This is a genomic window from Halosimplex rubrum, assembly GCF_013415885.1.
In the GTDB taxonomy this organism is placed as follows: Archaea; Halobacteriota; Halobacteria; order Halobacteriales; family Haloarculaceae; genus Halosimplex; species Halosimplex rubrum.
Map to the genome: position 1 here is coordinate 698,644 of NZ_CP058910.1, position 25,753 is coordinate 724,396.

The following is a 25,753-nucleotide window of genomic DNA, read 5'->3' on the forward strand; positions in this document are numbered from 1 at the left end:
GGCGGCGCGCGGTGCCGGTGTCCGCACGCTTTTCCGCCCGATCGACGTACGAGGGGCCATGACGGTCGAAGCGCGGCCGCCCGCCGAGTGGGAACAGGCGTTCGTCGAGGTCGACGACGGGGTACGACTGCACTACGCCCGCACCGGCGGCGACGGCCCGACGGTGGTCGTCGCCCACGGCGTCTTCGACGACGGGCGCTGCCGGACGCCGCTGGCCCGCGACCTGGCGGACGACTACGACGTGGTCTGCTACGACGCCCGCGGCCACGGCCAGTCCGACGCCCCCGAATCCGGCTACGACGCCGACACGCGCGCCGCCGACCTCGTCGGGCTGCTCGACGGGCTCGACGTCGCGGACCCGATCCTCGTCGGGCACTCCATGGGCGGCGACACGGTGCTGGCGGCCGCTGCAAACTACCCCGACCGTCCGCGGGCCGTCGTCGCGGTCGACCCGGCCTGTCTGCTGGGCCACAACGCCGAGAACCGCGGCGAGGACCGCGTGGACGACGCGGAACTCGAGGGGATCCGCCAGCGGGTCCTCTGGTGGCAGGACCACACCAAGGCCGAGCTGCTCGACGCCGACGACGAACTCGCCGGCCACGTCGCTGCCGGCGACGAGGAACTGGCGAGCCTGCTCGCGGACGCCCGCCTGCGGGTCAGCCCCAACATCGTCGAGGTGTTCGCGAGCGGGTGGGTCGACCCCGAGGCGGCCTTCCCCGGGATCGAGACGCCGACGCTCGTCCTCCGTGCCGACGTCGACGAGACGGCCCGCGAGCGCGACCGAGCGGCCGTCGACCGGCTCCCGGACGGTCGGCTGCTGCACGTCGACGACGCAGGCCACTGCGTCTTCCGCGACCGCCGCGAGCGCGCGACCGAGGAGCTGCGGTCGTTCCTCGACGGGGTCTGAGCGACGGCGCGCGGCGGTCGGGCGACCGAGGGCGGGAAGCGAAGCGGCACGCTCGCGAGCGCGTCGAGACGACGAGGCGGTAGACCGCAAGACTGCGACCGGATCGGAACGGGCGTCAGACGCGCGTCGGGTGTCCGTCTGCCCCGTCTTTTTCCGCGAGCGACACCTCGGTTCGGAGGCATGGCCGCGAACGCCGACCCACCAGAACAGGGGGAGCTCTACCCATGCACCGACCGCCAGTCGGCGGGCGAGTCGTGCGGCCACTCGACGAGCGACGCCGGAGCGACCGGCGGGACCGACGCCGGAGCCGCCGGCCGGACCGACCTCACGGTAGACCACACGGCCGAAACGCTCTACCTGGCGAAGATCGCGCTGCTGGAAGCGAGAGTCGCGACGCTCGAACGACGTCTCGAATCGAGCGAGGCCGACCTCCAGCACGTCGTCGACCGCTACGAACGCGTCCTCCAGGGACGCGACGCCTGCCGCGACGAACCACTCGTGACCGACGAGTTCGACATCGAAGCCGGCCGTTCCGCGGACGCCGACCGCACCGCCGGAGCCGACCGGACCGCCGAGCGCGACGGCGAGCGCTCGACCGGCCCGCTCGGCCGGCTCCGCGAACTGCTGGGCTAGTCGCGGCCGTCGCGTGGGGAGGAACCTTCGTTTTCGAACGCGCCGAGTATCGACCGAACCGGTGCGAAAAGCGAGCTTACTGCCCGTTCAGGGAGATCTGCGTGATGTCGGTGACGCGCTCGTCGTCGAGCAGTCGCGCGACGGTGTCCTCGGAGACGGGGTCGTCGAGGTTGTACACCGTCAGCGCCTCGCCGCCGATGGTCTCGCGGCCGTTGAACATGCCGGCGATGTTCACGTCGGACTCGCCGAGGACGGTGCCGATGAAGCCGATGACGCCGGGCACGTCCTCGTTGCGGGCGACGAGCATGTGGCCGTGCGGGACGGCGTCGACGCGGTAGCCGTCGATGCGGACGATGCGGGCGTCGTCGCCGGCGAACTGCGTCCCGGAGACGCTGATGGACTCCTCGCCGTCGGAGACGGTGACGGTGATCAGGCTCTGGAAGTCCTCGGCGGAGCTGGTCTTGGACTCGGTCACGTCGATGCCGCGTTCCTCGGCGATGCGCTCGGCGTTGACCGCGTTGACCTGCGTCTCGACGACGTCCTCGAAGACGCCCTTGAGCGCGGTGGCGGTGACGATCTCGGTGTCGTGCTCGGCGATGTCGCCGGCGTAGGTGACCTCCACGTCGGAGACGCCGCCGTCGAACAGCTGGACGGCGATCGTGCCGGCGGTGTCCGCGAGTTCGAGGTACGGCTCGACGGCGGGGAACGCGCTCTCGTCCATCGACGGGGCGTTCAGCGCGTTGAGGACGGGCTCGCCGTTGAACGCGGCGACGATCTGGTCGGCGGTGGAGGTGGCGACGTGCTCCTGGGCGGCCTCCGTGGAGGCACCGAGGTGGGGTGTGACGACCACGTCGTCCACGTCGAGCAGCGGGTTGTCCGGGTCGAGCGGCTCGTCGGCGAAGACGTCGATGGCGGCGCCCTTGAGCAGGCCGTCCTCGACGGCCTCGGCGAGGGCCGGCTCGTCGATGATGCCGCCGCGGGCGCAGTTGACGACGTAGCCGCCTTCGAGCTGGGCGAGCTCCGCCTCGCCGATCATGTTCTCGGTCTCGTCGGTCAGCGGCGTGTGGATGGTGATGAAGTCGGCGCGGGCGAGACACTCGTCGAGGCTGTCGACGAGTTCGGCGCCGAAGCGCTCGGCGCGCTCCTGGCTGATGTAGGGGTCGTAGGTGACGAGATCCATGCCGAGCGCGTCGAGCCGGCGGGCGACCTCCTGGCCGACGCGGCCGAAGCCGACCACGCCCAGCGTCTTCTCGTTGAGTTCGGTGCCGAGGAAGTCGCCCTTGGCCCACTCGCCGTCGCGCAGGCGGTTGTGGGCCTGCGGGATGGAACGGGCGGTGGCGAAGGCCATCGCGACGGAGTGTTCGGCGGCGGCACGGACGTTGCCTTGGGGCGCGTTGGCGACGATGACGCCGTGGTCGGTCGCGGCCTCGATGTCGATGTTGTCGACGCCGATGCCGGCGCGGCCGACGATCTGGAGGGTCGGCGCGGCGGCGAACACCTCGGCGGTGACCTCCGTGCCCGAGCGGACGACCATCGCGTCGGCGTCCGCGACGGCGTCCAGCAGCGCCTCACCCTCGACATCGTAGGCTGTCTCGACTTCGTGGCCCGCATCGCGCAGCCGGTCCAGACCCGCGTCCGCGATCGGGTCCGTGACGAGTACCTTCATGCGGGTGGGATCCGCTCGCCGGGGTATAACGCTTGTTTTCTCCGGACGGCGCCGAGGACACCATCGACACTGTCGACACAGTCGGGACGGCCGGGACGGCCGCTTCCCGACGGTAGAACGACCGCAGTGACGGCGACGAGACGGGCGACCGCAGTCACGAACAGTGAGAATCGGGCCGATCGGCGGGCCGAGTCGTCACGGACTCGGCGACGGAAACGCCGAGGCGGAACGGAACGGGGCGGCCGTCACCGCCACTCCGCGAGGGTGGCGGTGTCGGCGAGCGGCGCTGTGAGATAGGCGTCGTCGCAGCTGATGTCGGCGATTACGAGCGTCTCGGTGGGGCCCTCCTCGACGGAGGCCATGACTTCGGCGTTCGTTTCCACCTCGGCTTCAGCGACCATATCCGGCGCCATGCATGACAACATGTAGCAACCACCTATATACCTGTCGGAACGATTCTCATGGACTGAAAACCCGGTGTCAGACGGGCGTCAGACGGGCGAACGACGCGGGTCCGGCCGTCGCAAAAACTGCCGCGGTTTTTCCCGCCGTAGTGCGCGAGTGGGCCGTCCGGACCGGCGCTGGGTCGGTCGCGAGCGAGTCGAACGCTCGGTCGCGGGCTCAGCCCTCGATCGACCGGCCGATCGCGGCGATCCGGTCGTCGTCGGCCGCGGCGAACCCGCCGTGATAGCAGAGGACGCCGTCGACGGCCAGACTCGCGAGCCGGGCGACCGACTGGCCCGCCTCAGTCACGTCGAGCGTGAAGTGTTCGCTGGGGCCCTGCAGTTCCCCGTCGGCGGCCGTCAGCGCGTCGGCGGCCAGCAGCAGTCGCTCCTCGGGCAGGTACAGCGAGACGTGCCCCGGCGCGTGGCCGGGCGTGTAGACCACCCGCATCGGTCCGGCGGTCGTCCGGACGGTCTCCTCGCCGACGAGTTCCACGTCGACCGGGACCGGCGGATAGCGCTCGCCGTCGCCCTTGATCGGCTCCTCCCGGCCGTCGACGTACGGCGCGCAGGCCTCGTGAGCGAACACGACCGCGTCGGTCTCCTCGCGCACGCTCGCGAGCGCTCCCGCGTGGTCGCCGTCCTGATGTGTTATCAGCACGGCCCACACGTCCGCCCACTCGAAGCCGGCCGCTTCGATCTCCGCGCCCAGGGCCTCGGCCTGACCCCCGAGACCGGCGTCCAGCAACAGGAGCCCGCGTTCGGTCTCGACCGCCGCCGGGTGGAAGGCCCGCTCGCCGTCGTCGGTCTCGATCGTCTCGGTGAACGCGTAGACGCCCTCGGTGAGTTCCTCCATACGCCGAGTTCGGGAGCGAGCCACAAAGTACGACGGGCCGCGGCGACCCCAGCTCACCGGCCGATGGAATTTTGACGGATCGATGTCGTATCGAGGCCGTATGGACGACGACGCCCTCCGGGCGCGGCTCCGCGGTATCGAGCGCCGACAGTACCTCCTGCTCGCGCTGCTGGTCCCACCGAACTACCTCGCCGCCGCCGACCTGTTCGGCTACTGGGTCGCGGGCGTGGTACTGTTCGCACTCGTGTGCCTGGGCTTCTCGTTCGTCCTCGTCAAGGGCAGACAGCGCCGCGACAGCGCGGGCGTGTGACACCGCCCGTCGGGCCGGAACGGGTCACCGCTGGTCCGGGAATCGACGAACCTTTGCCGAGCGGGCCGTACGCCCGCCCATGCGGTACGTCACGCTGCTGGTGAGTCCGACCGAGGGCCAGGGGTTCCACCCCGTCGGCGAGGCGATCGCTCGCGACCCCGACGTGACCGGCGAGGCGATCCACCGGATGAACGACCTGGGCGACGGGACCGTGACGCTGTTGACCGAGCTATCCGGCGACGTCGACCGCTACCGTGAGATCATGACCGACACGCCCGAGGTCCGCGAGTTCACCGTCGCCGTCGACGACGAGGGCCACGGGTGGGCGTACTCCCGCGTCGAGACGAACGATCTGGTCGAGTATATGCTCGCCCGCGGACGCGACCTCGAACTCGTTCGCGACATGCCGATCGAACTCACCGAGCGGGGCGGCCAGCGGGTGACGCTGATCGGCACCGAGGCGGCGTTCGCCACCGCCGCCGAGTTCGACGAACCCCCGGGCTACGAGATCACGGTCGAGAAGACCGGCGAGTACCACCCCGAGGGCGGCCGCCTGCTCGACGCGCTGACGGCCCGCCAGCGCGAAGTGCTCGAAGCCGCGGTCGCCGTCGGCTACTACGAGGCTCCCCGCGAGGCGACCCACGAGGACGTGGCCGACGCCGTCGGCTGCTCGCCCGCCACCGCCGGCGAACACCTCCAGAAGGTCGAGCGGGCCGTCTTCGGCGCGCTGGTTGGCTAAATCCGTCGTTCGACGCGTCGCTTTCACTGACCCCTCGAACCCGTCCTCACGGCTCGCTCCGTTCACCGTTCGACCCTCCGAGACGCTCACTTCGCTCGCGTCTCGCTATTCCTCCGCGGCTCCCGGCGGTCGCCGCTTCGGTACGAGGCCTCGTTCCCTCCAGTCACTCGGCCTCGCTCTCCTCGAACCGGAAGGTACCGTTGCGCTGGACGACCTCGCCGTCGACCTCGATGTACGACTCGTCGCTCATGTCGACGATCATGTCGACGTGGACCGCCGAGTCGTTCTGCTCGTTGCCCTCGCCGACGGTGTCGTCGTAGGCGCGGCCGACGGCCATGTGGACCGTATCGCCCATCTTCTCGTCGAACAGCATGTTGTACGTGAACTCGTCGATGGCGCGGTTCATCCCGATGCCCAGCTCGCCGAGGCGGTTCGACCCCTCGTCGGTCTCCAGCACGTTGGTCAGCACGTCCTCGTTCTTCCCGGCGGAGTGCTCGACGACCTCGCCGTCCTCGAACTTGCAGTACACGTCGGTCACCTCGCGACCCTGGTGGTACAGCGGCTTGTCGAAGTAGACTTCGCCCTCGACGGAGTCGGGGACCGGAGCGGTAAAGACCTCGCCGCCGGGGAGGTTGCGCTCGCCGTAGTCGTTGAGCGTGGGGTTGCCCGCGACGCTCATCGTCACGTCCGTCGAGTCCCCGGAGACGATCCGCACCTCCTCGGCGTCGTCCATAATCGAGACCATCTGGGCCTGGAACTCGCGCTGTTCGTCCCAGTCGCGGAGGACGGCGTCCCAGACGAAGTTCTCGTAGCCCTCGGTGCTCTTCTGGGCGAGCTGGGCGTTGGCGGGGGCGGGGTACTGCGTGAGACACCAGCGCTTCGACAGTCGCTCGGCCAGCAACGGCTGGACCGCGGCCTCGTAGGCCGTCGACGTTTCGGGGTCCACGTCGCTGGTCTGAGTGACGTTGTCGCTGCCGCGGATCACGATGTACACGTCCATCTCCTCGTACAGCGCCATCTGGTGGTCGGGCAGCTCGAAGTCGCCGTCGTGGTTGCGGAGGAAGGCTCGCCGGAAGCGCTTGCCCATCCGGTCCTGGATCACGAGGGGGTGAGCGCCGCGGTCGGCGACGACCTCGTGCAGCGCGGCCACCAGGTCCTCGGCCTCGGGGTGGGCGTCGATGACGACCTCGTCGCCCGCCTGCAGGTCGACGGAGTGGTCACAGATGATCTCGGCGTGTTCGCGAACGCGCGCGTCCATGCCGGGGTGGTCGGGCGGCGACGTGAAACCGGTTTCGTCCCGACTTTCTGCGATCCTCGGGGCCGATCCGCGACCGCACGGACCGACGCGACGACATCGCACACGGACGACGTGGTGACATCGCCCGCCGGTCCCGTCGGGGAAAGAACTACCCCGCGGTGATACCACGTAGCGCTCACAAGTGACCCGGGAATTCGACGAGTTCGAGCGGATGTCGGACAGTCGCGAACGAGCGATACTCGCGTCGACGCGGGATGGCGAACGGATAGTCCGTCTCGACGGGGCGCTGGACCCGGAGACGGTCGCCCTCGGCGGCGCCTGCGGGGCCGTATTGCGGGAGGCGTTCCATCTGGTCAAGTGGGACGGCGTCGGGAACGTGGCCGACGAGACGGTCCCGCGTTCGGACCTCATCGCGGGCGTCCGCGGCGAGGCTTACGGGCCCGCCGAAGTCGACTCCGAGGCGCAGGCGACGGCGCTCGTCGATTGCTTCGTCGACGCGGGCGTCTGGACGGACGAGGGGTTCCGCGTCGGGCTCTTCGAGAGCCTGGAGCCGAGCGACGACCCTGGCGCCGACGAACTCACGAAGTGGATCGCGCTCGCCGAAGTCGCGATCGAGCGCCACGAGTCGGCGATCGCCGAACTCGAAGAGATCGAGGGGACGGTCAGAGCCGACCCGTCGAGCGAACTCGCCAGGCACGTCGACGGCGAGGCGCTCCAGCTACGGTCGGAGAACCTCGACCGGACGCGGGAGATCCTCGAGACGAAGCGGCGGCAGGCCGAACACATCTACAAGTACCGCGAGGAGACCGACGCCGAGAAGGCGACCGAGATCGCCACGGATCTGCGGACCATCGTCACGTCCGACGCGGAGACGGAGGACGACCGGACGGCCGACGATCCCGGGGAAAACGAACCGGAATCGACGATAGAAGTCGCCGAAAGAATGCTCGACGACACAGAGGACATCGACGTGGAAGACATGTGTGCAACGTCCGATGACGACTCGACGGACGACGACGGACTGGGTGACCTCGAATACAACAACTAGGTTGATCCCGGCCGAGACCGTCCGGGGGGAGCGCGGCCGGGATAGCCGCGGTACCCGCTGGCCCGTCCCGTCGGTCGGCACGGCTGTCCGAACGGCGGTCACGTTCAGACCGCGTGCGAGAGACACCGTCCGGTCGATCGCCGTCCGCGCGCTCCTCGGCGCCTGATCCGTCGGTCTCAGTCGCCGGTCGCCCGCCAGCGCTCGGCCAGTCCGACCACGAACTCGGCGTACGCCGCCTTCGCTCGGTCCCACTCATCGCCCCCTGCCTCACAGGCCGCCTCCAGTCGGTCCAGTCGCTCGGCGTCGTAGTGCGAGGCGAGACACATCGCCCCGAAGACCGGCGACCGGGCGGGGTCGCCACCCGAATCCCCTCCGATCCGATCGCGGATCTCGGCGGGGGCCATCGCGAGCGAGACGCCGGATCCGGGGATCGACTTCGCCATCTTCGGCGTCCCGTCGAATCCCGGGAGCATCCGAGTGTACAGTCCCGCCACGCCGCCCTCCACGGGCGCGGCGTCGCGGAACCGGCGGGTCATCCGGGTCAGATGGCGCTCGTCGACCCCGAGCTGGAGGACCAACTGCTCGTAGTCGCCGGCGTACAGCGGGTGGAGGAAGTCGGCGCCGTGCAGGACCGCGCTGTGGTAGTCGGCGGCCTCGGAGGTCGGTCCCGAACGCTCGACCGCGGCGGTCGCCGGTCCCTGCTCCCCGTCGGCCGCCTCGTAGGCCTCGCGCACGGCCCGCTCCCACTCGGTCGGCGGCGGATCGGCGTCCGCGGCGGCGTCGCCGTCGCCGGCATCCCGGCCCTCGTCCCACGCCTCGGGATCGTAGTACGGCGCCAGCAGCTGGGCGGTGTGCATCACCTCGCGGGCCTCGCTCTGGGTGCGGAGCCGGCCCCGATCGGGGTCGAAGCCCAGGTCGAGCGCGAACGCGCGGTAGCGCTCGGCGAGCGCCCGCACGCGGTCGAGCGGTACACCGCTGTGATACGGCTCCAGGTCGGCGATCACGAACTGCACGTCCAGCCCCGCCTCCTGCAGCGCGACCGCGGTCAGGAACTGGCCGACGGTGCCGAGGTGGGGCGGACCGGTCATCCCGACCCCGGTCGCGACCAGCGTCCGGCGCTCGTCGGTTCGGGTCAGGACGCCCCCGTCGTCGACGGCGACGAACCGCCGCCGCTCGGCGGCCGGGACCGGACCGACGGCCCCCTCGACCGGTTCGTAGTCGTCGCGTTCGCGGACGGTCTCGTAGTGGTCGGGCAGCGAAGTCACGTGCGGAACGCGTAGCCGAGGCGTAAAGTGCTAATTTGTGACGAGGTATCGAATCACATACACGCCCGACCGCACCGGCGACGGTAGCGTCGCGATCCGGTGAAAGCGCGGGGTCGATAACCCGTGCCTACCGGGAGTTGTGGGCCTATAACGAAATAGGGGGTTCCCCCTACCGGGGAGCGTGCTATGACGGACCGACCACTGCGGAACACGAGACGCACCTTCCTCGCGTCGAGCGCCCTGGGGGCGCTCTCGGCGGTCGCAACCGGTGCAACGGCGGCCGCAACCGACGAAACTGTCGAGCCGACGACGACGGTCGAGTGTTCGACGGTCAGCGTCGACGACTGGGGGAGCGCCGTGAGCGCGCGGGCGGTGTTCGACGACGGGAGCGTCGTCACCGTCGGGGAGGGGAGGCCCGAGACCTTCGGGGCGCCCGGGCGCGTGATCGAATCGGTGACGTTCGCTGATCTCGACGGCAACGAGTGGACGGTGGCGAACGACGCGCCCGACTGCGACGCCGGCGGGAAGTCGGTCACGTTCACCGACTCGCGGGCGACCGTCCGGCCGGGGCAGTTCCTGGAGATGGACACCTATCCCGGGGAGCTGATCTCGCAGGTCGACCTGCACTTCGTCGACGGGACGAGCCAGGAGAAGGTCCACCTCGACGGCCCGGAGTCGCCGGACGGCATCACCGGCGTCTACCGTGGCACCGGCGAGCACGCGGGCACGGTCGTCGAGGCCATCGAGATCTTCCACGACCTCGGCTACGTGAGCCACTACGTCCGCAACCCCGCCGCCGAGCAGTACCTGCTCGGGAAGGCCACCCCCCAGGAGCGACTCGTCGAGGTGATGGGCGCGACCGAGGGCGCGGTCGACTACGAGTTCACCGTCGAGGGGGCGGTCCGCGCCGTGACGCTCTCGGACCGCCGCGGCGCCTCGCCCGGCGGCAACGACGCCATCTCGACGAGCGGCGACACGACGACCGTCACGGGAACGACCGGGAACCCGGGCTACAGCGACGTGTACGCCGTCGACGGCGCGATCACGGATTTCACCCAGACCGGCGGGGACGGCGACTACCTCCTCCGGGAGGCCGAGTGGCGCATCGTCGAGGACACCGCGCCAGCGACCGACCTGCTCGCTGTCGTCGCGACCGAGGAGGGCGAGGTCCCCTACGAGCTCACCGTCGACGGCACCGTCCGTCCGATCGGTAACGCCGGCCCGAAGCGCTCGACCTCCGGCAACGACGAAGTGACCGACAACGGCGACGGCACCGTCACCGTCAGCGGGTTCACCGGCAACACCGGCTACGGCGACACCTACGCCGTCACCGGCGACGTGACCGACTTCACCCGCACCGGCGGGTCCGCCGCGTTCCGCATCGACTACAACGGCCGCGAGCGGACGCCCGAGGAACTGGTCGACCAGCACTGACGGCGGTCGGCGAGCCACCTATTTCCCGCGCGAGCGCCAACCGGGTGCTATGATCGACCTGCGCAGCGACACGGTCACGAAGCCCGACGAGGCGATGCGCGAGGCCGCCCGCGACGCCGATGTCGGCGACGACGTCTACGGCGAGGACCCGACCGTCAACGAGCTGGAGACCCGCGTCGCCGACGTGCTGGGCTTCGACGACGCCCTCCTGGTCCCCTCCGGGACGATGGGCAACCAGGTCGCCGTCCGCACCCACACCGAGCGCGGTCAGGAGGCGGTCCTCGAACGCGAGAGCCACGTTTACAAGTGGGAACTCGGCGGCGTCGCCCAGCACTCCGGGGTCCAGACTCGTCCGGTGGACGGCGACGACCGCGGCGTGATCTCGGCCGAGCAGGTCCGCGAGGCGTACGTCCCGGCCGACGGCCACCGCGCCGGCACCGGCCTGCTCGCGCTGGAGAACACCCACAACAGCAAGGGCGGCACCGCCATCGCGCCCGAGGCCGTCGACGCCGCGGCCGGGGTAGCCCGCGAACGCGACGTGCCGGTCCACCTCGACGGCGCGCGGCTGTTCAACGCCGCCGCGGCGCTGGACACCTCGGCGGAGCGGATCGCCCGCGAAGTCGACTCGGCGATGGTCTGTCTCTCGAAGGGACTGGGCGCGCCGGTCGGCTCCGTGCTGGCGGGGAGCGACGAGTTCGTCGAGCGCGCCCGCCGCCACCGCAAGCTCATGGGCGGCGGGATGCGCCAGGCCGGCATCCTCGCCGCGCCGGGACTCCGGGCGCTGGAGAACCGCGACCGCCTCGCCGCCGACCACGAGCGCGCCCGGCGGCTGGCCGCGGGGCTCGACGACATCCCGGGGGTCGCCGTCCCCGAACCGGAGACGAACATCGTCGTCGCCGAGACGGCCGACCCCGCCGACGAGGTGGTCGACGCCTGCGAGCGCGAGGGCGTCGGCTGCGTGGCCTTCGGCGACTATCGGGTACGCTTCTGTACGCACTGGGACGTCGACGACGAGGATATCGACGCGGCGCTGTCGGCCGTCGAACGGGCGGTCGAATGAGCGATCGGAGCCGACCGACGAGACGCGCGGACGCCGCTACTGCCGGCCCCGGTCCATGCCCTCTTTGAACCCCTGGGCGGTCCGGCGGAGGAACAGGTAGACGAGGAAGACGAACCCGAGGATGATCGCGACGATGGCCACGAGAACGGGGTCCTCGAAGAACCACGAGACCAGATCACCGATCTGCATACGCCGGCTACCGCGCCACCGGGCAAAGAGGTTTCGGCACGGCGACAGTCCCCGGTGCGCCCGCTGGGGACAGCGCCGAACCGTCGGCGGGGTGGCGATAGCGCCGCCAACCTCGACGAACGACGCCTGGCGCGTCTGTCAGGTGGTAAGACTGATACTGCAGGGGACCAAAGCGCGACGTGAGATGTCGCTGCTGCCCTCCAAACCCGACACCACCGCGGCCGAGGACGCGGAGCCGCGGGTAGTCGGCGTCGAGAGCGACGACGCCGACGACCTCCTCTCTGCCCTCTCCTCGGAGACCGCCCGTCGCCTCCTCGGCGAACTCCACGAGTCCCCCGCACCGCCGGCGGAGCTCGCCGAACGGGTCGACACCTCGTTGCAGAACGCACAGTACCATCTGGAGAACCTACAGGAGGCCGGCGCCGTCGAAGTCGTCGACACGGCTTACTCCCAGAAGGGCCGCGAGATGGACGTCTACGCCCCGGCCGACCAGCCGCTGGTCATCTTCGCCGGCGACCAGGAGAAGTCGACCAGCATCAGGACGGCCCTCTCGCGACTGCTCGGCGCCGTCGGCCTGCTCGCCGTCGTCAGCCTCGTCGTCTCGGCGCTGGCCGGCCGGGACCTCCCCTCTCTGGGCGCCGGGTCCGACGCGGCCGGCGAGGGCGCCGCGGCCGCCGCCCATACCCCGACGCCCGCCGGCGTCCCCGCCGCCTCGACCGGCGTCGTCGAGGGACTGGGACCGGGCGCCTTTTTCTTCCTCGGCGGCGCCGCGGTGCTCGCCGGCGCCTTCGCCGTCTGGTACGTCCGGGGCTGAGCGCCGTCCGGTACGTCCGGGGCTGAGCGCCGTCCGACACGCCAGGACGCGTCCGCTCGCCGGCGGACGGTGAAACGACCGTTTGAGTTTCCGCCGGCTACTTTTCCGTCCCCGTCGAAGGGACGGATGCACGCCGCCCCGCCCTGCCCCGCTTCGACCCGCTCCGCTTCGGCCCGTCGTCACTCCCGCCCCGTGGCGGCGAGGTCGAACTCGTCGAAGACCTCCCCGTCGGGCGCCACCAGCCGGCCGGTCGCCCCCTCCCCGGTCGGTTCCAGTTCCGCGTGGCCCGGGCGGTACCAGCGCGGGTCGGCGTGGCTCCCGGGGTTCAGGACCGTGACCGCCCCTACCCGTCGCCGCCCTGGCTCGTGGGAGTGCCCGACCACGACGACGTCCGCTCGCTCCTGGCGCCCCAGCAGCGATAGCGACGTGTCGTCGTGTTCGTGGCCGTGAACGACGACGAACCGGACGCCGGCGTGCTCGACGGTCCGCTCCGCCGTCAGCCGCCCCCGGACCTCCGGGCCGTCGTTGTTTCCGTACACCGCGACGAACTCCGCGCCGCCACCGTCGCCGCCGCGTTCGGTCCCGGTCTCCGCCTCGAACGCGTCGAGCACCGCCTCCGTGGTGAAGTCGCCGGCGTGGATCACCAGCTCCGCCTCGCGGACGGCTTCCAGCGTTCGCCCTTCGAGTCGGTGCCCGCCGGTACCGTGAGTGTCCGAGACGACCGCGATCATACCCCGAGTTCGCGGCCCCGCCCGAAGACTCCCTCGGCTCGCGCCCTCGCCCGCGCGCTCTGGCCGGCCGTCACCCGCGAAAACCCAAGGATTTTGATTGGTCCGGGAGTGGCTCGGACAATGGCAGAGAGCAAGTCGGTCGTGATGGCGGCGCTGATCGCGAACGGGGCCATCGCGATCATGAAGTTCGCCGGCTTCCTGTTGACCGGGAGCGCCGCGATGCTCTCGGAGACGTACCACTCCATCTCCGACACCGGCAACCAGGTGTTCCTGCTGATCGGCCTCCGCTACGGCGGTCGCGAGGCCGACCGGCGCCACCCCTTCGGCTACGGCAAGGCGCAGTTCTTCTACGCCTTCCTGGTCTCGGTGTTCCTGTTCGGCATCGCCGGCTGGGAGTCGGCGAAACACGGGTTCAACGCGCTGTTCGGGTCGGGCGGCCACGGCGGGGGCGGCGAGGCCGTCGAGTTCCTCTGGCTCTCCTTCCAGCCGCCGGGGTTCGACCCGATCCTCGTCAACTACACGGTGCTCCTGCTGGGCATCGCCTTCGAGAGCTGGGCGTTCAGGAAGGCCTACGCGGGCATGAAGACTCAGATCGAGGAGAACGACTGGTCGGGCTTCCGCGAGGCGTTCCGCAAGACCAGCGACGTGACCACCCTCACGGCGCTGACCGAGGACACCATCGCACTCATCGGACTCGGGCTGGCGCTCGCCGGCGTCTTCCTCGAACAGCAGACCGGCGACCCGATCTACGACGCCATCGCCGCCCTGCTCATCGGGGTCATGCTGATGGGCTTCGCCGTCGCGCTCGCCTGGGAGAACAAGCGGCTCATCCTCGGCGAGAGCCTCCCGGCCGACGAGGAGCGAAGGCTCCGAGCCATCGTCGAGGACCGCGAGGAGGTCGAGCGCATCGTCGACTTCCGCACCGTCTACTTCGGCCCCGAGCGCATCGTCGTCTCCACGGACGTGGAGTTCCATCCCGGATTGGACGGGACCGACCTCGACGCGACCATCACCGAGATCGAGGAGGCGATGAAGTCGGCCAACGCCAGCGTCCGCACCGTCTACCTCGAACCGGAGGTCTGAGCGCTCCGGCCGATCCCATCGTGGTCGCGACCGTTCCACTTCCGCCGCGGTGGGGCCAGGGCTTTTACCCGGGCGCGCAAACAGATGTCCACAGTGGCGAGTGCGTCAGACCCGGATCCGGACTACCTGCGCTTTTTCCCCTACGACCAGCCCTACGACCACCAGACGGAGGCGATGGGGACCATCTACGACGCGCTCGACGAGCGGCGGAACGTCCTCTTCGAGGGCGCGACGGGGACGGGCAAGACCCTCTCGGCGCTGGCGCCCGCGCTGGAGTACGCCCGCGAGACGGGCAAGACGGTCGTCATCACGACCAACGTCCACCAGCAGATGCGCCAGTTCGTCCGCGAAGCGGCCGCTATCACCGACCAGGAGCCCATCCGCGCCGTCGTCTTCCAGGGGAAGGCGTCGATGTGTCACATCGACGTGGGCTACGAGGAGTGTCAGGCGCTGCGCGATACGACCCGGGAACTCGTCGACGCCGAGGAGAACCGCGCCGAACTGGAGGACCAGCAGCGCGCGCTGCTGGAGGAGAGCCAGGACGGCAGCGCCGAGGCGGCCGACGCCCGCGGCGCGGTGATGGACGAACTCGAGTCGGTCGAGGCGGAGATCGACCAACTGCGCGAGGAACGGAACGTCTGCGACCACTACTACCGGAACCTGACCGCCGACACCGACGCCTTCTACGGGTGGCTCTACGACGACGTGCGCACGCCCGAGGACGTGTACGGCTACGCCGAACGGGAGGGCATGTGCGGCTACGAACTCCTCAAGGAGGGCATGGAGGGGGTCGATCTCGTGGTCTGCAACTATCACCACCTGCTCGACTCGATGATCCGCGAGCAGTTCTTCCGGTGGCTGGGCCGCGACCCGGAGGACGTGATCGCCGTCTTCGACGAGGCCCACAACGTCGAGGACGCCGCCCGCGACCACGCCCGGCGCACGCTCACCGAGACGACGCTGGACCAGGCGGTCGAGGAGCTAGAGAGCGCCGAGGACCCCCGCGCCGAGGGGGCGCTGAACGTCCTCGACACCTTCCGGCGGGCGCTGGTCGACGCCTACGACGAGGCCTTCGGCTTCGGCGAGCGCGAGGGGGTCGGCGAGGACTGGTACGACCTGTCGATCGACAACGAGGACGCCCGCGACGAGTTGACCCTCGCCTTTCTACAGAACTACTCCGGACCGGGCTTTCACGAGGAACTCGACCGGACGCTGGACCTGGCGCGGGAACTCGACCAGTCCTACGAGGAGGCCTACAAGAACGGGGAGACGACCACGCGCCAGGAGTGCCAGACGCTGCAGGCCGCCACCTTCGTCGAGGCGTGGCTCGACGAGTCGGCCGCCGAGGGGCAGTACCCGGTCGTGAGCGTCCGCCGCGCCGAGGAGGGCGGGCCGCGGGAGGCCGGCGAGATCTACGGCCGCGCGGAGCTGTACACCTGCATCCCGAGTCAGGTGACCGCCGATCTGTTCGGCGACCTGCACGCGGGCGTGCTGATGAGCGCGACGCTGCGGCCGTTCGACGTGACCGAGGACGTGCTCGGCCTCGACGACCCGGAGACGCTGGCCTACGGCCCGCAGTTCCCCGAGGAGCGCCGGCGGACCTACGCCGTCGACGGGCCGGCCCTGTTCGCCAGCAAGCGCGACGACATGCAGGTCCAATCGACCGTCGCCGGCGCGCTGGAGGACGCCGCGCGGTTCACGCCCGGCAACACCCTGGCCTTCTTCCCGAGTTACGCCGAGGCCGAGCGCTACCACCAGCGCGTCGACACCGGCGGCGCGACCTACCTCGACCGCCCGGGCACCTCGGCCAAGGAGTTGCGCGAGCGGTTCACCGACGACGACGACGCCGTCCTGTTCACGTCGCTGTGGGGCACCCTCGCGGAAGGGGTGAGCTTCGACGGCGACGACGCCCGGACGGTCGCCGTCGTCGGCGTCCCCTACCCTCACCTCGACGACCGCATGGAGGCCGTTCAGGAGGCCTACGACGCAGAGTTCGGTGAGGACGGGGACGCGGGTCGCGGCGGCTCGGGGTCGGGCGGCGGCCGGGACGACGGCGAGGGCGCCGGCTGGCGCTACGCCGTCGAGATCCCCACCGTCAGAAAGACCCGCCAGGCGCTCGGCCGCGTCGTCCGCTCGCCCGAGGACTTCGGCGCCCGGATCCTGCTCGACCGGCGCTACACCGAGCGCTCGGAGGTCGAGATGTCCGACTACTCCGTCCGCACCACCTTCCCGCCCGAGGAGCGCCGCGAGATGGTCGACGTCGAGCCCGGGAAGCTGAAGTTCGCGCTGCTGAACTTCTATCGGGACGTGGACGGCTACGACGGCGAGCCGCCGCGACCGTAGGGAGACACCTCGTCCGCGAACGAAGCGAGCGGTTCGCCGCGCCGAGCGGAGCGAGACGCGGCCTTTTCGCCCACGTTTTTCGCCGAGTGGTCCCGAGCGAAGCGAGCGACCCCCGGCGAAAAAGGTGGTCTCATCAGGACGTGGACGGCTACGACGGCGAGCCGCCGCGGCCGTAAGGTCGAGTTACCCGACCCGGGCGCCGACAGCGACGAGACGGCGGTCCCGTTCGGACGGCTGAACTCGCAAGCGCAGGTTGCGGGTCACCCCGGTCTGGACGCGACCTGTTCGCGGAGTGGTCCCCCGATTCCGGATACGTAAGCCGGGCCCGACCCAACGACGCCACGCTATGGTACTCGACACAGAGGAGCCCGAGACGGAACGGCACGGCAACTTCACGGTCGCCGGCGTCGCCCACCGCGGGACCGATGTCGACGAGGCCGCGCTGTGGGACTCGATCGACGACTACGCCGACGACCTCGACGACGCCGCGGTCGGCACCGACCGCTACGCCGTCATGTTCGACGTGGACGCCGACAGCGGCGAGTTCACCTACGTCGCCGGCCGCGAGGTCGCGGACACCGACGGTCTCTCGGCGGAGCTGACGGCCGTCGAGATCCCGCAGGCGACCTACGCCGTCCTCCACCCCGAGTACGAGTCCGTCGAGGAGATGGTCGTCGAGATCCACGAGGAGGAACTCGACGGCGACCGCGACGACGACGTACCCGCGCCCGTCTTCGAGCGCTACGACTCCGGCCGCGACCCGACCGCGACCGCCGACCGCGAGATCTACGTCCCGGTCCGCGACGACGACGAGTACTGACGCCGCCGCTCCGGCACCCGACGGGCGCTCGTCCACCCGAAATCGGGGGCTTTGAATCCCCCCGTGGCGAACCGACGAGCAATGACCGTAGTCGCGTTCGACTTCGACGGCACGCTCTCGGACTCGGAGATGACCGTCCTGCTGGGCGAGCGAAACGGGACCGCCGACGACATGGCGGCGATCACCGAGCGGGCGATGAACGACGAGATCGAGTACGCCGAGAGCCTCCGCCAGCGCTGTGCGCTGCTGGAGGATCTGCCCGACGAGGAGGCACAGGCCGCCTTCGACCAGGTGGAACTGCGGCCGGGCGCCGCCGACGTGATCGCGGCGCTGCGGGAAGCCGGCGTCTACGTCGCCATCCTCACCGGCGGGTTCGAGCGCGGGGTCGCCCGCGCACTCGAAACGGAGGGCGTCGAGGTCGATGCCATCGTCGCGAATCGGCTCCCGGTCGCCGACGGGGAGAGCGAGGCGCGAAGCGCCTCGGAAGACGCGAGCGGGCAACGCCCGCGAGCGCTGACCGGCACCGTCGAGGGGCCGCTCATCGAGGGGACCAAAGACGACGCCCTGGAGGTGCTGACCGCGGTCGTCGGCGCCGACCGATCCGACACCGTCGCCGTCGGCGACGGCGCCAACGACCTCCCGATGTTGCAGGTCGCGGGGCTGGCCGTCGGCTTCGACCCAAAACCGGCCGTCGCGCCCGCCTGCGACACTATCGTCGAGACGATGGAAGACCTCCACGAGGTGCTGCAGGGCGAAGACGTGCTCGACTGACCGGCCTCAGTTCGTCGCTTCGTCGATCGCCTGGTCGAGGTCGCCGACGATGTCGTCGACCGATTCCAGCCCGACCGAGAGGCGGACCATGTCGTCGGTGACGCCCGCGGCGGCCTTCTCCTCGTCGCTCAGTTGCTGGTGGGTCGTCGAGGCGGGGTGGATGATCAGCGTTTTCGCGTCGCCGACGTTCGCCAGGAGGGAGGCGATCTCCGTCGATTCGACGGTGGTCCGGGCGGCGTCGTAGCCAGCCTCCAGCCCGAAGGTGATCATCCCGCCGTAGCCGCCGTCGAGGTACTCGCTCGCCTCGCCGTGGGTCTCGTGGTCGTCGAGGCCCGGGTAGGTGACCCAGGAGACCTCAGGGTGGTCGGAGAGGTGCTCGGCGACGGCCATCGCGTTCTCGCAGTGGCGGTCCATCCGCATGGGCAGCGACTCCAGACCCTGCATGGTGGTCCAGGAATCGAACGGCGACTGCTGGCAGCCCAGGTCGCGCAGGCCGCGGGCGACCGCGGCGTAGGTGAACGCGGCGTCGCCGAAGCGCTCGCGGAAGTTGACGCCGTGATACGCGGGGTTCGGCTCGGCGATCTCCGGGAAGGAGTCGGCGTGCTCGTCCCAGGGGAACGAGCCGCCGTCGACGAGGACGCCGCCGACGGTGGTGCCGTGGCCGTGGATCCACTTTGTGGTGGAGTTCCACACCAGATCCGCACCGTGGTCGAGCGGCCGGCAGAGATGCGGCGTCGCGAACGTGTTGTCGACGAACAGCGGGACGCCGTGGTCGTGGGCGATGTCGGCGATGCGTTCGATGTCGGGGGTCACCAGCGCGGGGTTGCCGATGGTCTCGAAGTGGACGTAGGCGGTGTCGTCGTCGATGGCCTCCTCGTAGGCCTCGTAGTCGAGCGTGTCGACGAACCGCGCCTCGACGCCCATCCGCGGCGCCGTGTGCGTGTAGTAGGTGTAGGTGCCGCCGTACAGCGACGACGCGGTGACGACGTTGTCGCCCACGTCCGCGAGCATGAAGGTAGCGAGGTTCAGCGCGGCCATCCCCGAGGACGTGGCGATGGCGGCGGCGCCGTTCTCCAGGGAGGCGATGCGCTCTTCGAGCATCGCGTTCGTCGGGTTCATCAGCCGCGAGTAGATGTGACCCGGCTTCTCCAGGGCGAACTGCTCGGCGGCGTCGTCGGCGTCGTCGAAGACGTAGCTCGTGGTCTGATAGATCGGCGGCGCGCGCGCGCCGGTCGCCGCGTCGGGTTCCTCCTGGCCAACGTGCAGTGCTTTGGTCGCCGGGTCCCAGTCGTCGGACATACCCCGAACCCACGCCCGCCGACCACATAAGTTCCCCTCAGCGCGGCGAGACCCGCGCGCTGTCAGCGATCGCGGCAGGATTTCGCGCCGACCGAACGGGTTCGCCGCCGAACTGACGGGGGCTCACCCGCGGACGCCGACCGTCCCGTGTAACGCGCAGTTAAGTCACTGGAAGCCGTTCGTATCCGGTAATGAGCTCCTCCGGGATCGGATCGCGGCTGGTGACGGCCGTCAGCGCGCACGTGTTGCGGGTCGTCGGCTGCCTCATGATCGCCCTCTCGGTCGGTATCGCCGCGGCCAGCGTCTCCACGGACTACGGGCTGGGCGGCGCCAACGCGACCGGTGTGGCCGCGGCCTACACCGCCAACGCGGGAGCGGTCGCCGGCCTCGTCGAGTTCGCCGCCGCCCATCCGGCCTACCCCGTCGCGGTGCTGGTCGGACTGGTTCTCGTCGCCGCCGGCGATGAAGCGCCGCTGATCGGGAGCTAAGCCGGTCAATCGACGGGTGTCCCCGCGGCGGTTTGGACCGGTCGATCTGCCACCGACCCGGACCGCGTCTGACGTAGATTTATGCGGTCGTGACGCCTGCACACGCTCGATGGCGAGACTCGGTGGCGAAGCCGGAACGGGAACGGTGCTCGACGGGCAGACGCTTCGGATCGCCGGGCTGGTGACGATCGTCTGTTCGGCGACCGTCACCGCCGCGAGTATCGGCACGTCCCACGGGCTCTCGATCCACAGCCAGTCGACGGCGAACACCGCGCCGGTCGTCGCCGACGTGGGCGCCGCGACGGCGCTGGTCGAGTTCGCCGCCGCACACCCCGCGTATCCGGTGGCCGCGCTGGTCGGTCTCGTCCTCGTCGTCGCCGGCGAGGAGACGCCGCTGCTCGGCTGAGACCGGCTCGACCCGAAACGACGGCGTCGCACCCGTCTCACTCTCGGTACTGCGCGGCCCTACTCGAAGTCGTGGATGCGCAGGTCCAGCGTGTCCAGCGAGACGATGGGCGCGAAGCCCACGTCGGGGTCGATGTTGACGCTCTTCTGGAAGTCGGTCTGGGCCTGCCAGCAGCCGGAGTTGATGGCGAGGACGTTGTGGTACTTGCCGTATCCCAGCTTGTGGACGTGGCCCGTGTGGAAGACATCGGGCACCGATTCCATGACGAGGTGGTCCTCCTCCTCGGGGGCGAGACGGGTCTGCCCGCCGAACTGCGGGGCGACGTGGCGCTTCTTCAGCAGCTGGTACATCGGTTTGTGGGGTTCGTCGTAGCTGGCCTTCTCGTCGGGCAGTTCGGCGATCACCTCGTCGAGGCTGACGCCGTGGTACATCAGCACGTCGACGCCCTCGACGGTGACGGTGGAGGGGTTGCCCGAGATGCGGGCGTCGTGGGCGTTCATGATATCCCGGAGTTCCTCGTCGAAGGCCGGCTGGGGTTCGGCCAGGCGGACCGCGTCGTGGTTGCCCGGGATCATGACGATCTCCACGTCCCCGGGCACCTCCTTGAGGTACTCGCTGAATCGCTCGTACTGCTCGTAGATGTCGACGATGTCGAGTTCCTCGTCCTGGTTCGGGTAGACGCCGACGCCCTCGACCATGTCGCCGGCGATGAGGAGATATTCGACCCGGTCGGCGTCGGCGGTGTGGAGCCAGTCGGTGAAGCGGTGCCAGGCGTCGGCCTCGAACTCCTGGCTGCCGACGTGGACGTCGCTGATGAGCGCCGCCTCGACCTCGCGGTCGGCGGTCGAGGGCTCGTAGGTGCGCGGGATCTCGGGGAAGTACAGCGAGTCGACGAAGAGGATGCCGCCGTCGTCGGCGAGCGTCCCGTCGACCGCGATCACCTCGTCGAGCAGGAGTTCGTTCACCAGGTCGGCGATGTCGCGGTCTTTCATCACCAGACACGGGAACGTCCCGTTGGTGTCTTCGAGCTCGACCAGCCAGTGACCGCTGGCGGTCGAGCGGATGTCCGAGACCATCCCGACCATCGCGGCCTCGCTGTTGCCCGGCATCGACTCGATGGCGTCGGTCGGCCGGTGGTTGACCCGCCCGCGCAACTGCTTCGAGAGCTTCTCGTAGCGGTCGCGGAACACCGCGACGAAATCGGAGTACTCGCCCGTTCCCGTGCTCTGGATGTCGCCCTCGACGGCGACCGACTGCTTCGTGGGGTCGGCCGGCGTCCGTCCGCCACCGGTCGCCCCCGCCGCGTCCGCCGAACCCGGGTCGGCCGTCGCCGCCTCGCTCTCAGCGGGCGCGACGCCGTCCCCCCTCCCTGCGGACCCCCCCGTTTCGACTGCAGCGTCCGCATCACCGTCCGACGATTTCGGGGCGCCCGTTCCAGTTGAAACAGAGGGGTCTTCCGTGGAGGGTTCCGTGGTGGTGTCCGCGGTCGGTTCCGGGTCGGCCCGAGCCGACGAACCACCGGACCGCGAACGGGTCTCGACGGCTTCCTTGACGTGGTCGGCGGTGAGCACGACGGCGTCGTCGGGGACCGTTTCGAGTGTACGGTCGAGCGCGCCGGCCGGGTCGGAGGTCGAGGCGAGAAGGGTGACCGCCTCGGGTTCGGCGTTGTAGCCCCGCCTGGCGAGTTCGTTGGCGACGTGGACCGGCGTCTCGAGCGGCACAGTCGGTGATCGGCGGCGGTCCGCAAAAGCGTAGCGAACCCGTCGGCCGGCGGAGCGGGGCGCTCGCCCGAACCGATCCCGCCGCGAACGGGAATCGACCGACGGGACCGGGCGGATGCGGGTCAGAACATTCAAACGCCCACTGACCCAACGGGCTGGCAATGAGTCCGCCCCGCGACGACGAGTCGCCCTCCGAGTCCCCCGACGGACCCGTCCGCGGTAGTGGCTCCGGCGAGGCCGACGACGGTGCTCTCGACGACGGGAACACGGATCCGGAGCGACCGGGCGGCGCATCGTCCGACCGGGAAGACACCGGCGTCGACGAGGGTCGGGACGCCGAGGCCGACGGGGAGCGAGGGCCGGAGGATCGGACCGGAGTTCCGGAGACGGGTGAGAGCGCGGCCGGCGGAACGGAGGCGGGCGTCGCCGTCAACGGCGGCGAGCCGACGGCGGACGCGCCACCGGTTCGACACCGCGACGGCGACGAGAGTGAGACCACCGAACGCAGCGGGGTGCGGACCTTCGTGGTGGACGTGGTGTCGAGCGCGCTGGCGGTGTTGCTGGTCGGCGCGCTGCTGTTCGCGGTCAGCGGGGTGTGGCCCCCGATGGTCGCCATCGAGAGTTCGAGCATGGCGCCGCACATGCAGACCGGCGACCTGGTGTTCGTGATGGAGGAACAGCGGTTCCCCGGCGACGGCGCAGTCGCCGGCAGCGGTATCGTCACGCTGGAGTCGGGACGGGAGACCGACTACACGATGTTCCAGCGCCCGGGGGACGTGATCGTCTACAAGCCCGACGGCAACGACGGGACCACGCCGATCATCCACCGGGCGATGTTCTACGTCGAGGAGGGCGAGAACTGGTACGAGGAGGCCGATCGACAGTCGATCGGCCGTTTCAGCGAGTGCGGGGAGTCGCCGGACGAGGCGCTGCCGTACTGCCCGGCACCGCACGCCGGGTTCATCACGAAAGGCGACGCCAACGGCGGGTACGACCAGGCGCAGGCGGACCCGCTGAGCGCACCGGTCAAACCCGAGTGGGTCGTCGGCACCGCCGAGGTCCGCGTCCCGAAGCTCGGGTGTATCCGCCTGCGGAACGAGCGGTGTCTCGGCGGCAGTCGCGCGGCGACCACCGGTACGACGCTCGCGACCGGCACGGCGGATCGGAGCGCAGTGAATCGGAGCGCAGCCGCTCGGTAAAGGCGAGTCCTGAGTTCCGAGGGACAGTTCACCGGCTCAGCTCGAGTCGTTGTCGAAGCGGGTCTGGACGAACGGCTGGGTGTCCTCGATGTCGGAGAGCCGCGAGTCCGAGAGGAGCACGGCCTCGGTCTCGTCGATGGGCACCGACAGGGAGATCTCCTTGGTGCGCCCGTACCGGCCCTTGCTGACGACGACCGCGTTGACGATCCCGAGCATGTCGAGTTCGGAGATGAGGTCGGTGACCCGCCGCTGCGTGAGGGTGTCGACGTCGATCTCCTCGCAGAGCCGTTGATAGACGTTGTACACCTCGCCGGTGTTGATGTTGTGGACGCCGTTCTTCTCGAGCATGATGATGGCGAAGAGGACCAGCTTCGACTGGGTGGGAAGGGTACGGACGACCTCGACGACGCGGTCGAGTTCGATCTTCTCCTGGGCCTTGCGGACGTGGTCCTCGTCGACGTCGTCGGTCTGGTCGCGCTCGGCGAGTTCACCGGCGGTCCGCAGGAGGTCGAGCGCGCGGCGGGCGTCGCCGTGTTCCTGGGCGGCGAAGGCCGCACACAGGGGGATCACGTCGTCGGTCAGCGCGTCGCCCTCGAAGGCGACCTCGGCGCGGTGTTCGAGGATGTCCCGCAGCTGGTTGGCGTCGTAGGGCGGGAAGACGATCTCCTCCTCGCCGAGGCTGGACTTGACGCGGGGGTCGAGGAAGTCGGTGAACTTCAGGTCGTTCGAGATGCCCATGATCGACACGCGCGAGCGTTCCAGCTCGGAGTTCATCCGCGAGAGGTTGTAGAGTGTGTCGTCGCCCGATTTCTCGACGAGCTTGTCGATCTCGTCGAGCATGATGACGACGACCCGCTCGTGGTAGTCGACGGCGTCGAAGAAGGTGCTGTACACCCGGTCGGTGGGCCAGCCGGTCATCGGGACCTGTTCGAACGACTCGCGGTCGTCCTCGAGTTGCTCGATGCGGTCTTCGACGGCGGCGACCGAGTCGTACTCCGTCCCGGCCAGCACCGTCGGGTCCTCGTGTGCGCGCTCGCGCAAGTCTTCGAGGTCGTCGAGTTCCTCGTCGATGACCGCCTCGTTCTTCTCGATGAACTTGTTTGCGAGCTGGGCGAGCACGCGGTACTGCGTGTCGGTGACCTCGCAGTTGATGTACTCCACCTCGCAGGGGACTTCGTACTTCTGGGAGGTCGATTCGAGCTCCGTGCTGACGAACTTCGCGCTGGCCGTCTTGCCGGTCCCCGTCTTCCCGTAGATGAGGATGTTCGAGGGCGAATCCCCGCGGAGGGCGGTCACGAGGATGGTCGCCATGTTGTTGATCTGCTCCTCGCGATGGGGGAGCTTGCGCGGCGTGTAGGAGGGGCGGAGGACCTCTTTGTTCTCGAAGATCGGATCGCCGGCCAGCAGGTCGTCGAACAGCCCCTGGGAGGCCTCCTCGGGGTCCTCGGACCCGACATCGTCGAGCATCACTTCGTCGAGTACCGACGAGTCGACGTCGTCGCCGCTCCCGGAGTCGACATCGACGCCCGACGAATCGACGCCGTCCCGGACGGGCGACGCCGAGTCGGTGTCGACGGGGTCCGCTGTCTCGGGATCGAGCGGCTCGTCGTCCGTCGACTCTTCGCCTCCGGCGGTCGGCTTCTCGGTCCCGTCGGCCGACTCCTCCCGGTCCGCCGACTCCTCCTCGGCGTCGGGTTCCGGTCGCGTTCCGTCCCCACCCGCCGACGAGGGTAGCTGTTCGTCGTCTCCGTCCGCCCCATCCACGAACCGCTGTGAATCGAGCGTCGTGTCCTGGTCTGTGTCGTCCCCGTTCATCGTAGTCGTTCGAGTACCGCGATACCGAACCCCTCTGTTTCGTCTGGAAGTGCCGTCGCGCACCCGCGGAGCGCGACTCATACCGATGATATCACCGCGTTCCGTCGATTCCGACGAGAGCGGCGAGTCCAGTTGAACCACAAGAACCCGTGGTTGATACGATATTAAATATTTCGGTGACTATCGCGGGGAGCCCCGCGGCGACGACCGAATCGCCCCGACATACCATTTCAGCCGGGATTATCGAGGGATATCACGATGCCAGTGTCGCATCGGTCTGCGGACTCCGCCGGAGACTGCGTCGGACAGGTTCGAATATATCACTGTAGTGTCCGATTTGGCCGACCCACCCCCACCCCTTCGTTTCGGGTGGAGCGACCAAAAGGAGGGGTGGGGGGGGGGTCAGCGACGAGCGTTCGACCCCTATAGAGAGAAAGATTTACTATCTAGACCGT

The 25,753-nt window shown here is 69.6% G+C and carries 25 protein-coding genes; 15 read left to right on the forward strand and 10 right to left on the reverse strand.

Annotated features, from left to right (window positions below):
* The first annotated feature begins 58 nt into the window (after positions 1–58).
* Complete coding sequence (locus HZS55_RS03560) at positions 59–907, forward strand: alpha/beta fold hydrolase (protein WP_179910373.1); 849 nt, start codon at positions 59–61, stop codon at positions 905–907.
* A 180-nt stretch (positions 908–1,087) separates the two neighbouring features.
* The gene (locus HZS55_RS03565; RefSeq protein WP_179910374.1) at positions 1,088–1,540 is read left to right on the forward strand and encodes a hypothetical protein; all 453 of its coding nucleotides are present in this window, start codon (positions 1,088–1,090) and stop codon (positions 1,538–1,540) included.
* A 76-nt stretch (positions 1,541–1,616) separates the two neighbouring features.
* Here HZS55_RS03565 and serA read toward each other — a convergent pair whose 3' ends face one another.
* The 3 genes from serA to HZS55_RS03580 all read right to left on the reverse strand — a co-directional run bounded on the left by serA (position 1,617) and on the right by HZS55_RS03580 (position 4,505).
* Entirely contained in the window at positions 1,617–3,206 is a 1,590-nt protein-coding gene (gene serA, locus HZS55_RS03570; protein WP_179910375.1) for a phosphoglycerate dehydrogenase, read from the reverse strand.
* 245 nt (positions 3,207–3,451) lie between these two features.
* On the reverse strand, positions 3,452–3,619 hold the full coding sequence (locus tag HZS55_RS03575; protein WP_179910376.1) for a DUF7556 family protein: 168 nt from the start codon (positions 3,617–3,619) through the stop codon (positions 3,452–3,454).
* Positions 3,620–3,827: 208 nt separating this feature from the next.
* Complete coding sequence (locus tag HZS55_RS03580; RefSeq protein WP_179910377.1) at positions 3,828–4,505, reverse strand: MBL fold metallo-hydrolase; 678 nt, start codon at positions 4,503–4,505, stop codon at positions 3,828–3,830.
* Between the two features lie 100 nt (positions 4,506–4,605).
* Between HZS55_RS03580 and HZS55_RS03585 the strand changes: the two genes are divergently transcribed.
* Entirely contained in the window at positions 4,606–4,815 is a 210-nt protein-coding gene (locus HZS55_RS03585) for a hypothetical protein (protein WP_179910378.1), read from the forward strand.
* A 79-nt stretch (positions 4,816–4,894) separates the two neighbouring features.
* Positions 4,895–5,554, forward strand: coding sequence for a helix-turn-helix domain-containing protein (locus tag HZS55_RS03590; RefSeq protein ID WP_179910379.1), 660 nt, complete (start codon positions 4,895–4,897; stop codon positions 5,552–5,554).
* 163 nt (positions 5,555–5,717) lie between these two features.
* Here HZS55_RS03590 and HZS55_RS03595 read toward each other — a convergent pair whose 3' ends face one another.
* On the reverse strand, positions 5,718–6,812 hold the full coding sequence (locus HZS55_RS03595) for an aminopeptidase (protein WP_179910380.1): 1,095 nt from the start codon (positions 6,810–6,812) through the stop codon (positions 5,718–5,720).
* 211 nt (positions 6,813–7,023) lie between these two features.
* Here HZS55_RS03595 and HZS55_RS03600 point away from each other — a divergent pair, with 211 nt between their 5' ends.
* Positions 7,024–7,860 (forward strand): hypothetical protein, encoded by an 837-nt coding sequence (locus HZS55_RS03600; RefSeq protein ID WP_179910381.1) that lies wholly within the window; start codon positions 7,024–7,026, stop codon positions 7,858–7,860.
* Positions 7,861–8,036: 176 nt separating this feature from the next.
* On the opposite strand, the gene HZS55_RS03605 is transcribed toward HZS55_RS03600, so the two are convergent.
* Positions 8,037–9,125: a nucleotidyl transferase family protein gene (locus HZS55_RS03605; RefSeq protein ID WP_179910382.1), complete on the reverse strand. Its 1,089-nt coding sequence runs from the start codon at positions 9,123–9,125 to the stop codon at positions 8,037–8,039.
* Between the two features lie 186 nt (positions 9,126–9,311).
* Here HZS55_RS03605 and HZS55_RS03610 point away from each other — a divergent pair, with 186 nt between their 5' ends.
* Both HZS55_RS03610 and HZS55_RS03615 read left to right on the forward strand, forming a co-directional pair.
* Complete coding sequence (locus HZS55_RS03610) at positions 9,312–10,559, forward strand: hypothetical protein (protein WP_179910383.1); 1,248 nt, start codon at positions 9,312–9,314, stop codon at positions 10,557–10,559.
* A gap of 49 nt (positions 10,560–10,608) precedes the next feature.
* Positions 10,609–11,619 carry a threonine aldolase family protein gene (locus HZS55_RS03615; protein ID WP_179910384.1) on the forward strand — a complete coding sequence of 337 codons (1,011 nt, stop codon included), beginning with the start codon at positions 10,609–10,611 and terminating at the stop codon, positions 11,617–11,619.
* A 36-nt stretch (positions 11,620–11,655) separates the two neighbouring features.
* Here the strand turns inward: HZS55_RS03615 and HZS55_RS03620 are convergent, their stop codons facing one another.
* The gene (locus tag HZS55_RS03620) at positions 11,656–11,808 is read right to left on the reverse strand and encodes a DUF7859 family protein (protein ID WP_179910385.1); all 153 of its coding nucleotides are present in this window, start codon (positions 11,806–11,808) and stop codon (positions 11,656–11,658) included.
* 184 nt (positions 11,809–11,992) lie between these two features.
* Between HZS55_RS03620 and HZS55_RS03625 the strand changes: the two genes are divergently transcribed.
* A complete protein-coding gene (locus HZS55_RS03625) occupies positions 11,993–12,622 on the forward strand; it encodes an ArsR/SmtB family transcription factor (RefSeq protein ID WP_179910386.1) in 630 nt (209 codons plus the stop codon).
* A 179-nt stretch (positions 12,623–12,801) separates the two neighbouring features.
* Here the strand turns inward: HZS55_RS03625 and HZS55_RS03630 are convergent, their stop codons facing one another.
* The gene (locus tag HZS55_RS03630) at positions 12,802–13,353 is read right to left on the reverse strand and encodes a metallophosphoesterase (RefSeq protein WP_179910387.1); all 552 of its coding nucleotides are present in this window, start codon (positions 13,351–13,353) and stop codon (positions 12,802–12,804) included.
* Between the two features lie 120 nt (positions 13,354–13,473).
* On the opposite strand from HZS55_RS03630, the gene HZS55_RS03635 reads away from it, so the two are divergent.
* The 4 genes from HZS55_RS03635 (at position 13,474) to HZS55_RS03650 (ending at position 18,370) form a co-directional block, all read left to right on the forward strand.
* Positions 13,474–14,436, forward strand: coding sequence for a cation diffusion facilitator family transporter (locus HZS55_RS03635; protein WP_179910388.1), 963 nt, complete (start codon positions 13,474–13,476; stop codon positions 14,434–14,436).
* 93 nt (positions 14,437–14,529) lie between these two features.
* Complete coding sequence (locus tag HZS55_RS03640) at positions 14,530–16,779, forward strand: ATP-dependent DNA helicase (RefSeq protein ID WP_394353550.1); 2,250 nt, start codon at positions 14,530–14,532, stop codon at positions 16,777–16,779.
* 346 nt (positions 16,780–17,125) lie between these two features.
* Positions 17,126–17,599, forward strand: a complete 474-nt coding sequence (locus HZS55_RS03645) for a GyrI-like domain-containing protein (protein ID WP_179910390.1) — start codon at positions 17,126–17,128, stop codon at positions 17,597–17,599.
* An 81-nt stretch (positions 17,600–17,680) separates the two neighbouring features.
* On the forward strand, positions 17,681–18,370 hold the full coding sequence (locus HZS55_RS03650) for an HAD family hydrolase (protein WP_179910391.1): 690 nt from the start codon (positions 17,681–17,683) through the stop codon (positions 18,368–18,370).
* A 6-nt stretch (positions 18,371–18,376) separates the two neighbouring features.
* Here HZS55_RS03650 and HZS55_RS03655 read toward each other — a convergent pair whose 3' ends face one another.
* Positions 18,377–19,669 (reverse strand): O-acetylhomoserine aminocarboxypropyltransferase/cysteine synthase family protein, encoded by a 1,293-nt coding sequence (locus tag HZS55_RS03655; protein ID WP_179910392.1) that lies wholly within the window; start codon positions 19,667–19,669, stop codon positions 18,377–18,379.
* A gap of 191 nt (positions 19,670–19,860) precedes the next feature.
* On the opposite strand from HZS55_RS03655, the gene HZS55_RS03660 reads away from it, so the two are divergent.
* Together HZS55_RS03660 and HZS55_RS03665 are read left to right on the forward strand one after the other, a co-directional pair.
* Positions 19,861–20,157 (forward strand): hypothetical protein, encoded by a 297-nt coding sequence (locus HZS55_RS03660; RefSeq protein ID WP_179910393.1) that lies wholly within the window; start codon positions 19,861–19,863, stop codon positions 20,155–20,157.
* A gap of 109 nt (positions 20,158–20,266) precedes the next feature.
* Positions 20,267–20,563, forward strand: a complete 297-nt coding sequence (locus HZS55_RS03665; protein ID WP_179910394.1) for a hypothetical protein — start codon at positions 20,267–20,269, stop codon at positions 20,561–20,563.
* Positions 20,564–20,622: 59 nt separating this feature from the next.
* On the opposite strand, the gene HZS55_RS03670 is transcribed toward HZS55_RS03665, so the two are convergent.
* Positions 20,623–22,284, reverse strand: a complete 1,662-nt coding sequence (locus HZS55_RS03670; RefSeq protein ID WP_179910395.1) for a DNA-directed DNA polymerase II small subunit — start codon at positions 22,282–22,284, stop codon at positions 20,623–20,625.
* 161 nt (positions 22,285–22,445) lie between these two features.
* Between HZS55_RS03670 and HZS55_RS03675 the strand changes: the two genes are divergently transcribed.
* Positions 22,446–23,483, forward strand: coding sequence for a S26 family signal peptidase (locus HZS55_RS03675; protein ID WP_179910396.1), 1,038 nt, complete (start codon positions 22,446–22,448; stop codon positions 23,481–23,483).
* Positions 23,484–23,519: 36 nt separating this feature from the next.
* On the opposite strand, the gene HZS55_RS03680 is transcribed toward HZS55_RS03675, so the two are convergent.
* Complete coding sequence (locus HZS55_RS03680) at positions 23,520–25,298, reverse strand: Cdc6/Cdc18 family protein (protein WP_179910397.1); 1,779 nt, start codon at positions 25,296–25,298, stop codon at positions 23,520–23,522.
* Between the last annotated feature and the right edge of the window lie 455 nt (positions 25,299–25,753).

Bases quoted from the DNA above. Each gene is read 5' to 3' on its own strand.
- serA (WP_179910375.1), bottom strand. From the start codon at position 3,206: ATGAAGGTACTCGTCACGGACCCGATCGCGGACGCGGGTCTGGACCGG.
- HZS55_RS03635 (WP_179910388.1), top strand. From the start codon at position 13,474: ATGGCAGAGAGCAAGTCGGTCGTGATGGCGGCGCTGATCGCGAACGGG.
- HZS55_RS03660 (WP_179910393.1), top strand. From the start codon at position 19,861: ATGAGCTCCTCCGGGATCGGATCGCGGCTGGTGACGGCCGTCAGCGCG.
- HZS55_RS03560 (WP_179910373.1), top strand. From the start codon at position 59: ATGACGGTCGAAGCGCGGCCGCCCGCCGAGTGGGAACAGGCGTTCGTC.
- HZS55_RS03610 (WP_179910383.1), top strand. From the start codon at position 9,312: ATGACGGACCGACCACTGCGGAACACGAGACGCACCTTCCTCGCGTCG.
- HZS55_RS03595 (WP_179910380.1), bottom strand. From the start codon at position 6,812: ATGGACGCGCGCGTTCGCGAACACGCCGAGATCATCTGTGACCACTCC.
- HZS55_RS03655 (WP_179910392.1), bottom strand. From the start codon at position 19,669: ATGTCCGACGACTGGGACCCGGCGACCAAAGCACTGCACGTTGGCCAG.
- HZS55_RS03650 (WP_179910391.1), top strand. From the start codon at position 17,681: ATGACCGTAGTCGCGTTCGACTTCGACGGCACGCTCTCGGACTCGGAG.
- HZS55_RS03575 (WP_179910376.1), bottom strand. From the start codon at position 3,619: ATGGCGCCGGATATGGTCGCTGAAGCCGAGGTGGAAACGAACGCCGAA.
- HZS55_RS03620 (WP_179910385.1), bottom strand. From the start codon at position 11,808: ATGCAGATCGGTGATCTGGTCTCGTGGTTCTTCGAGGACCCCGTTCTC.
- HZS55_RS03580 (WP_179910377.1), bottom strand. From the start codon at position 4,505: ATGGAGGAACTCACCGAGGGCGTCTACGCGTTCACCGAGACGATCGAG.
- HZS55_RS03645 (WP_179910390.1), top strand. From the start codon at position 17,126: ATGGTACTCGACACAGAGGAGCCCGAGACGGAACGGCACGGCAACTTC.
- HZS55_RS03615 (WP_179910384.1), top strand. From the start codon at position 10,609: ATGATCGACCTGCGCAGCGACACGGTCACGAAGCCCGACGAGGCGATG.
- HZS55_RS03675 (WP_179910396.1), top strand. From the start codon at position 22,446: ATGAGTCCGCCCCGCGACGACGAGTCGCCCTCCGAGTCCCCCGACGGA.
- HZS55_RS03680 (WP_179910397.1), bottom strand. From the start codon at position 25,298: ATGAACGGGGACGACACAGACCAGGACACGACGCTCGATTCACAGCGG.
- HZS55_RS03625 (WP_179910386.1), top strand. From the start codon at position 11,993: ATGTCGCTGCTGCCCTCCAAACCCGACACCACCGCGGCCGAGGACGCG.
- HZS55_RS03565 (WP_179910374.1), top strand. From the start codon at position 1,088: ATGGCCGCGAACGCCGACCCACCAGAACAGGGGGAGCTCTACCCATGC.
- HZS55_RS03590 (WP_179910379.1), top strand. From the start codon at position 4,895: ATGCGGTACGTCACGCTGCTGGTGAGTCCGACCGAGGGCCAGGGGTTC.
- HZS55_RS03630 (WP_179910387.1), bottom strand. From the start codon at position 13,353: ATGATCGCGGTCGTCTCGGACACTCACGGTACCGGCGGGCACCGACTC.
- HZS55_RS03665 (WP_179910394.1), top strand. From the start codon at position 20,267: ATGGCGAGACTCGGTGGCGAAGCCGGAACGGGAACGGTGCTCGACGGG.
- HZS55_RS03600 (WP_179910381.1), top strand. From the start codon at position 7,024: ATGTCGGACAGTCGCGAACGAGCGATACTCGCGTCGACGCGGGATGGC.
- HZS55_RS03585 (WP_179910378.1), top strand. From the start codon at position 4,606: ATGGACGACGACGCCCTCCGGGCGCGGCTCCGCGGTATCGAGCGCCGA.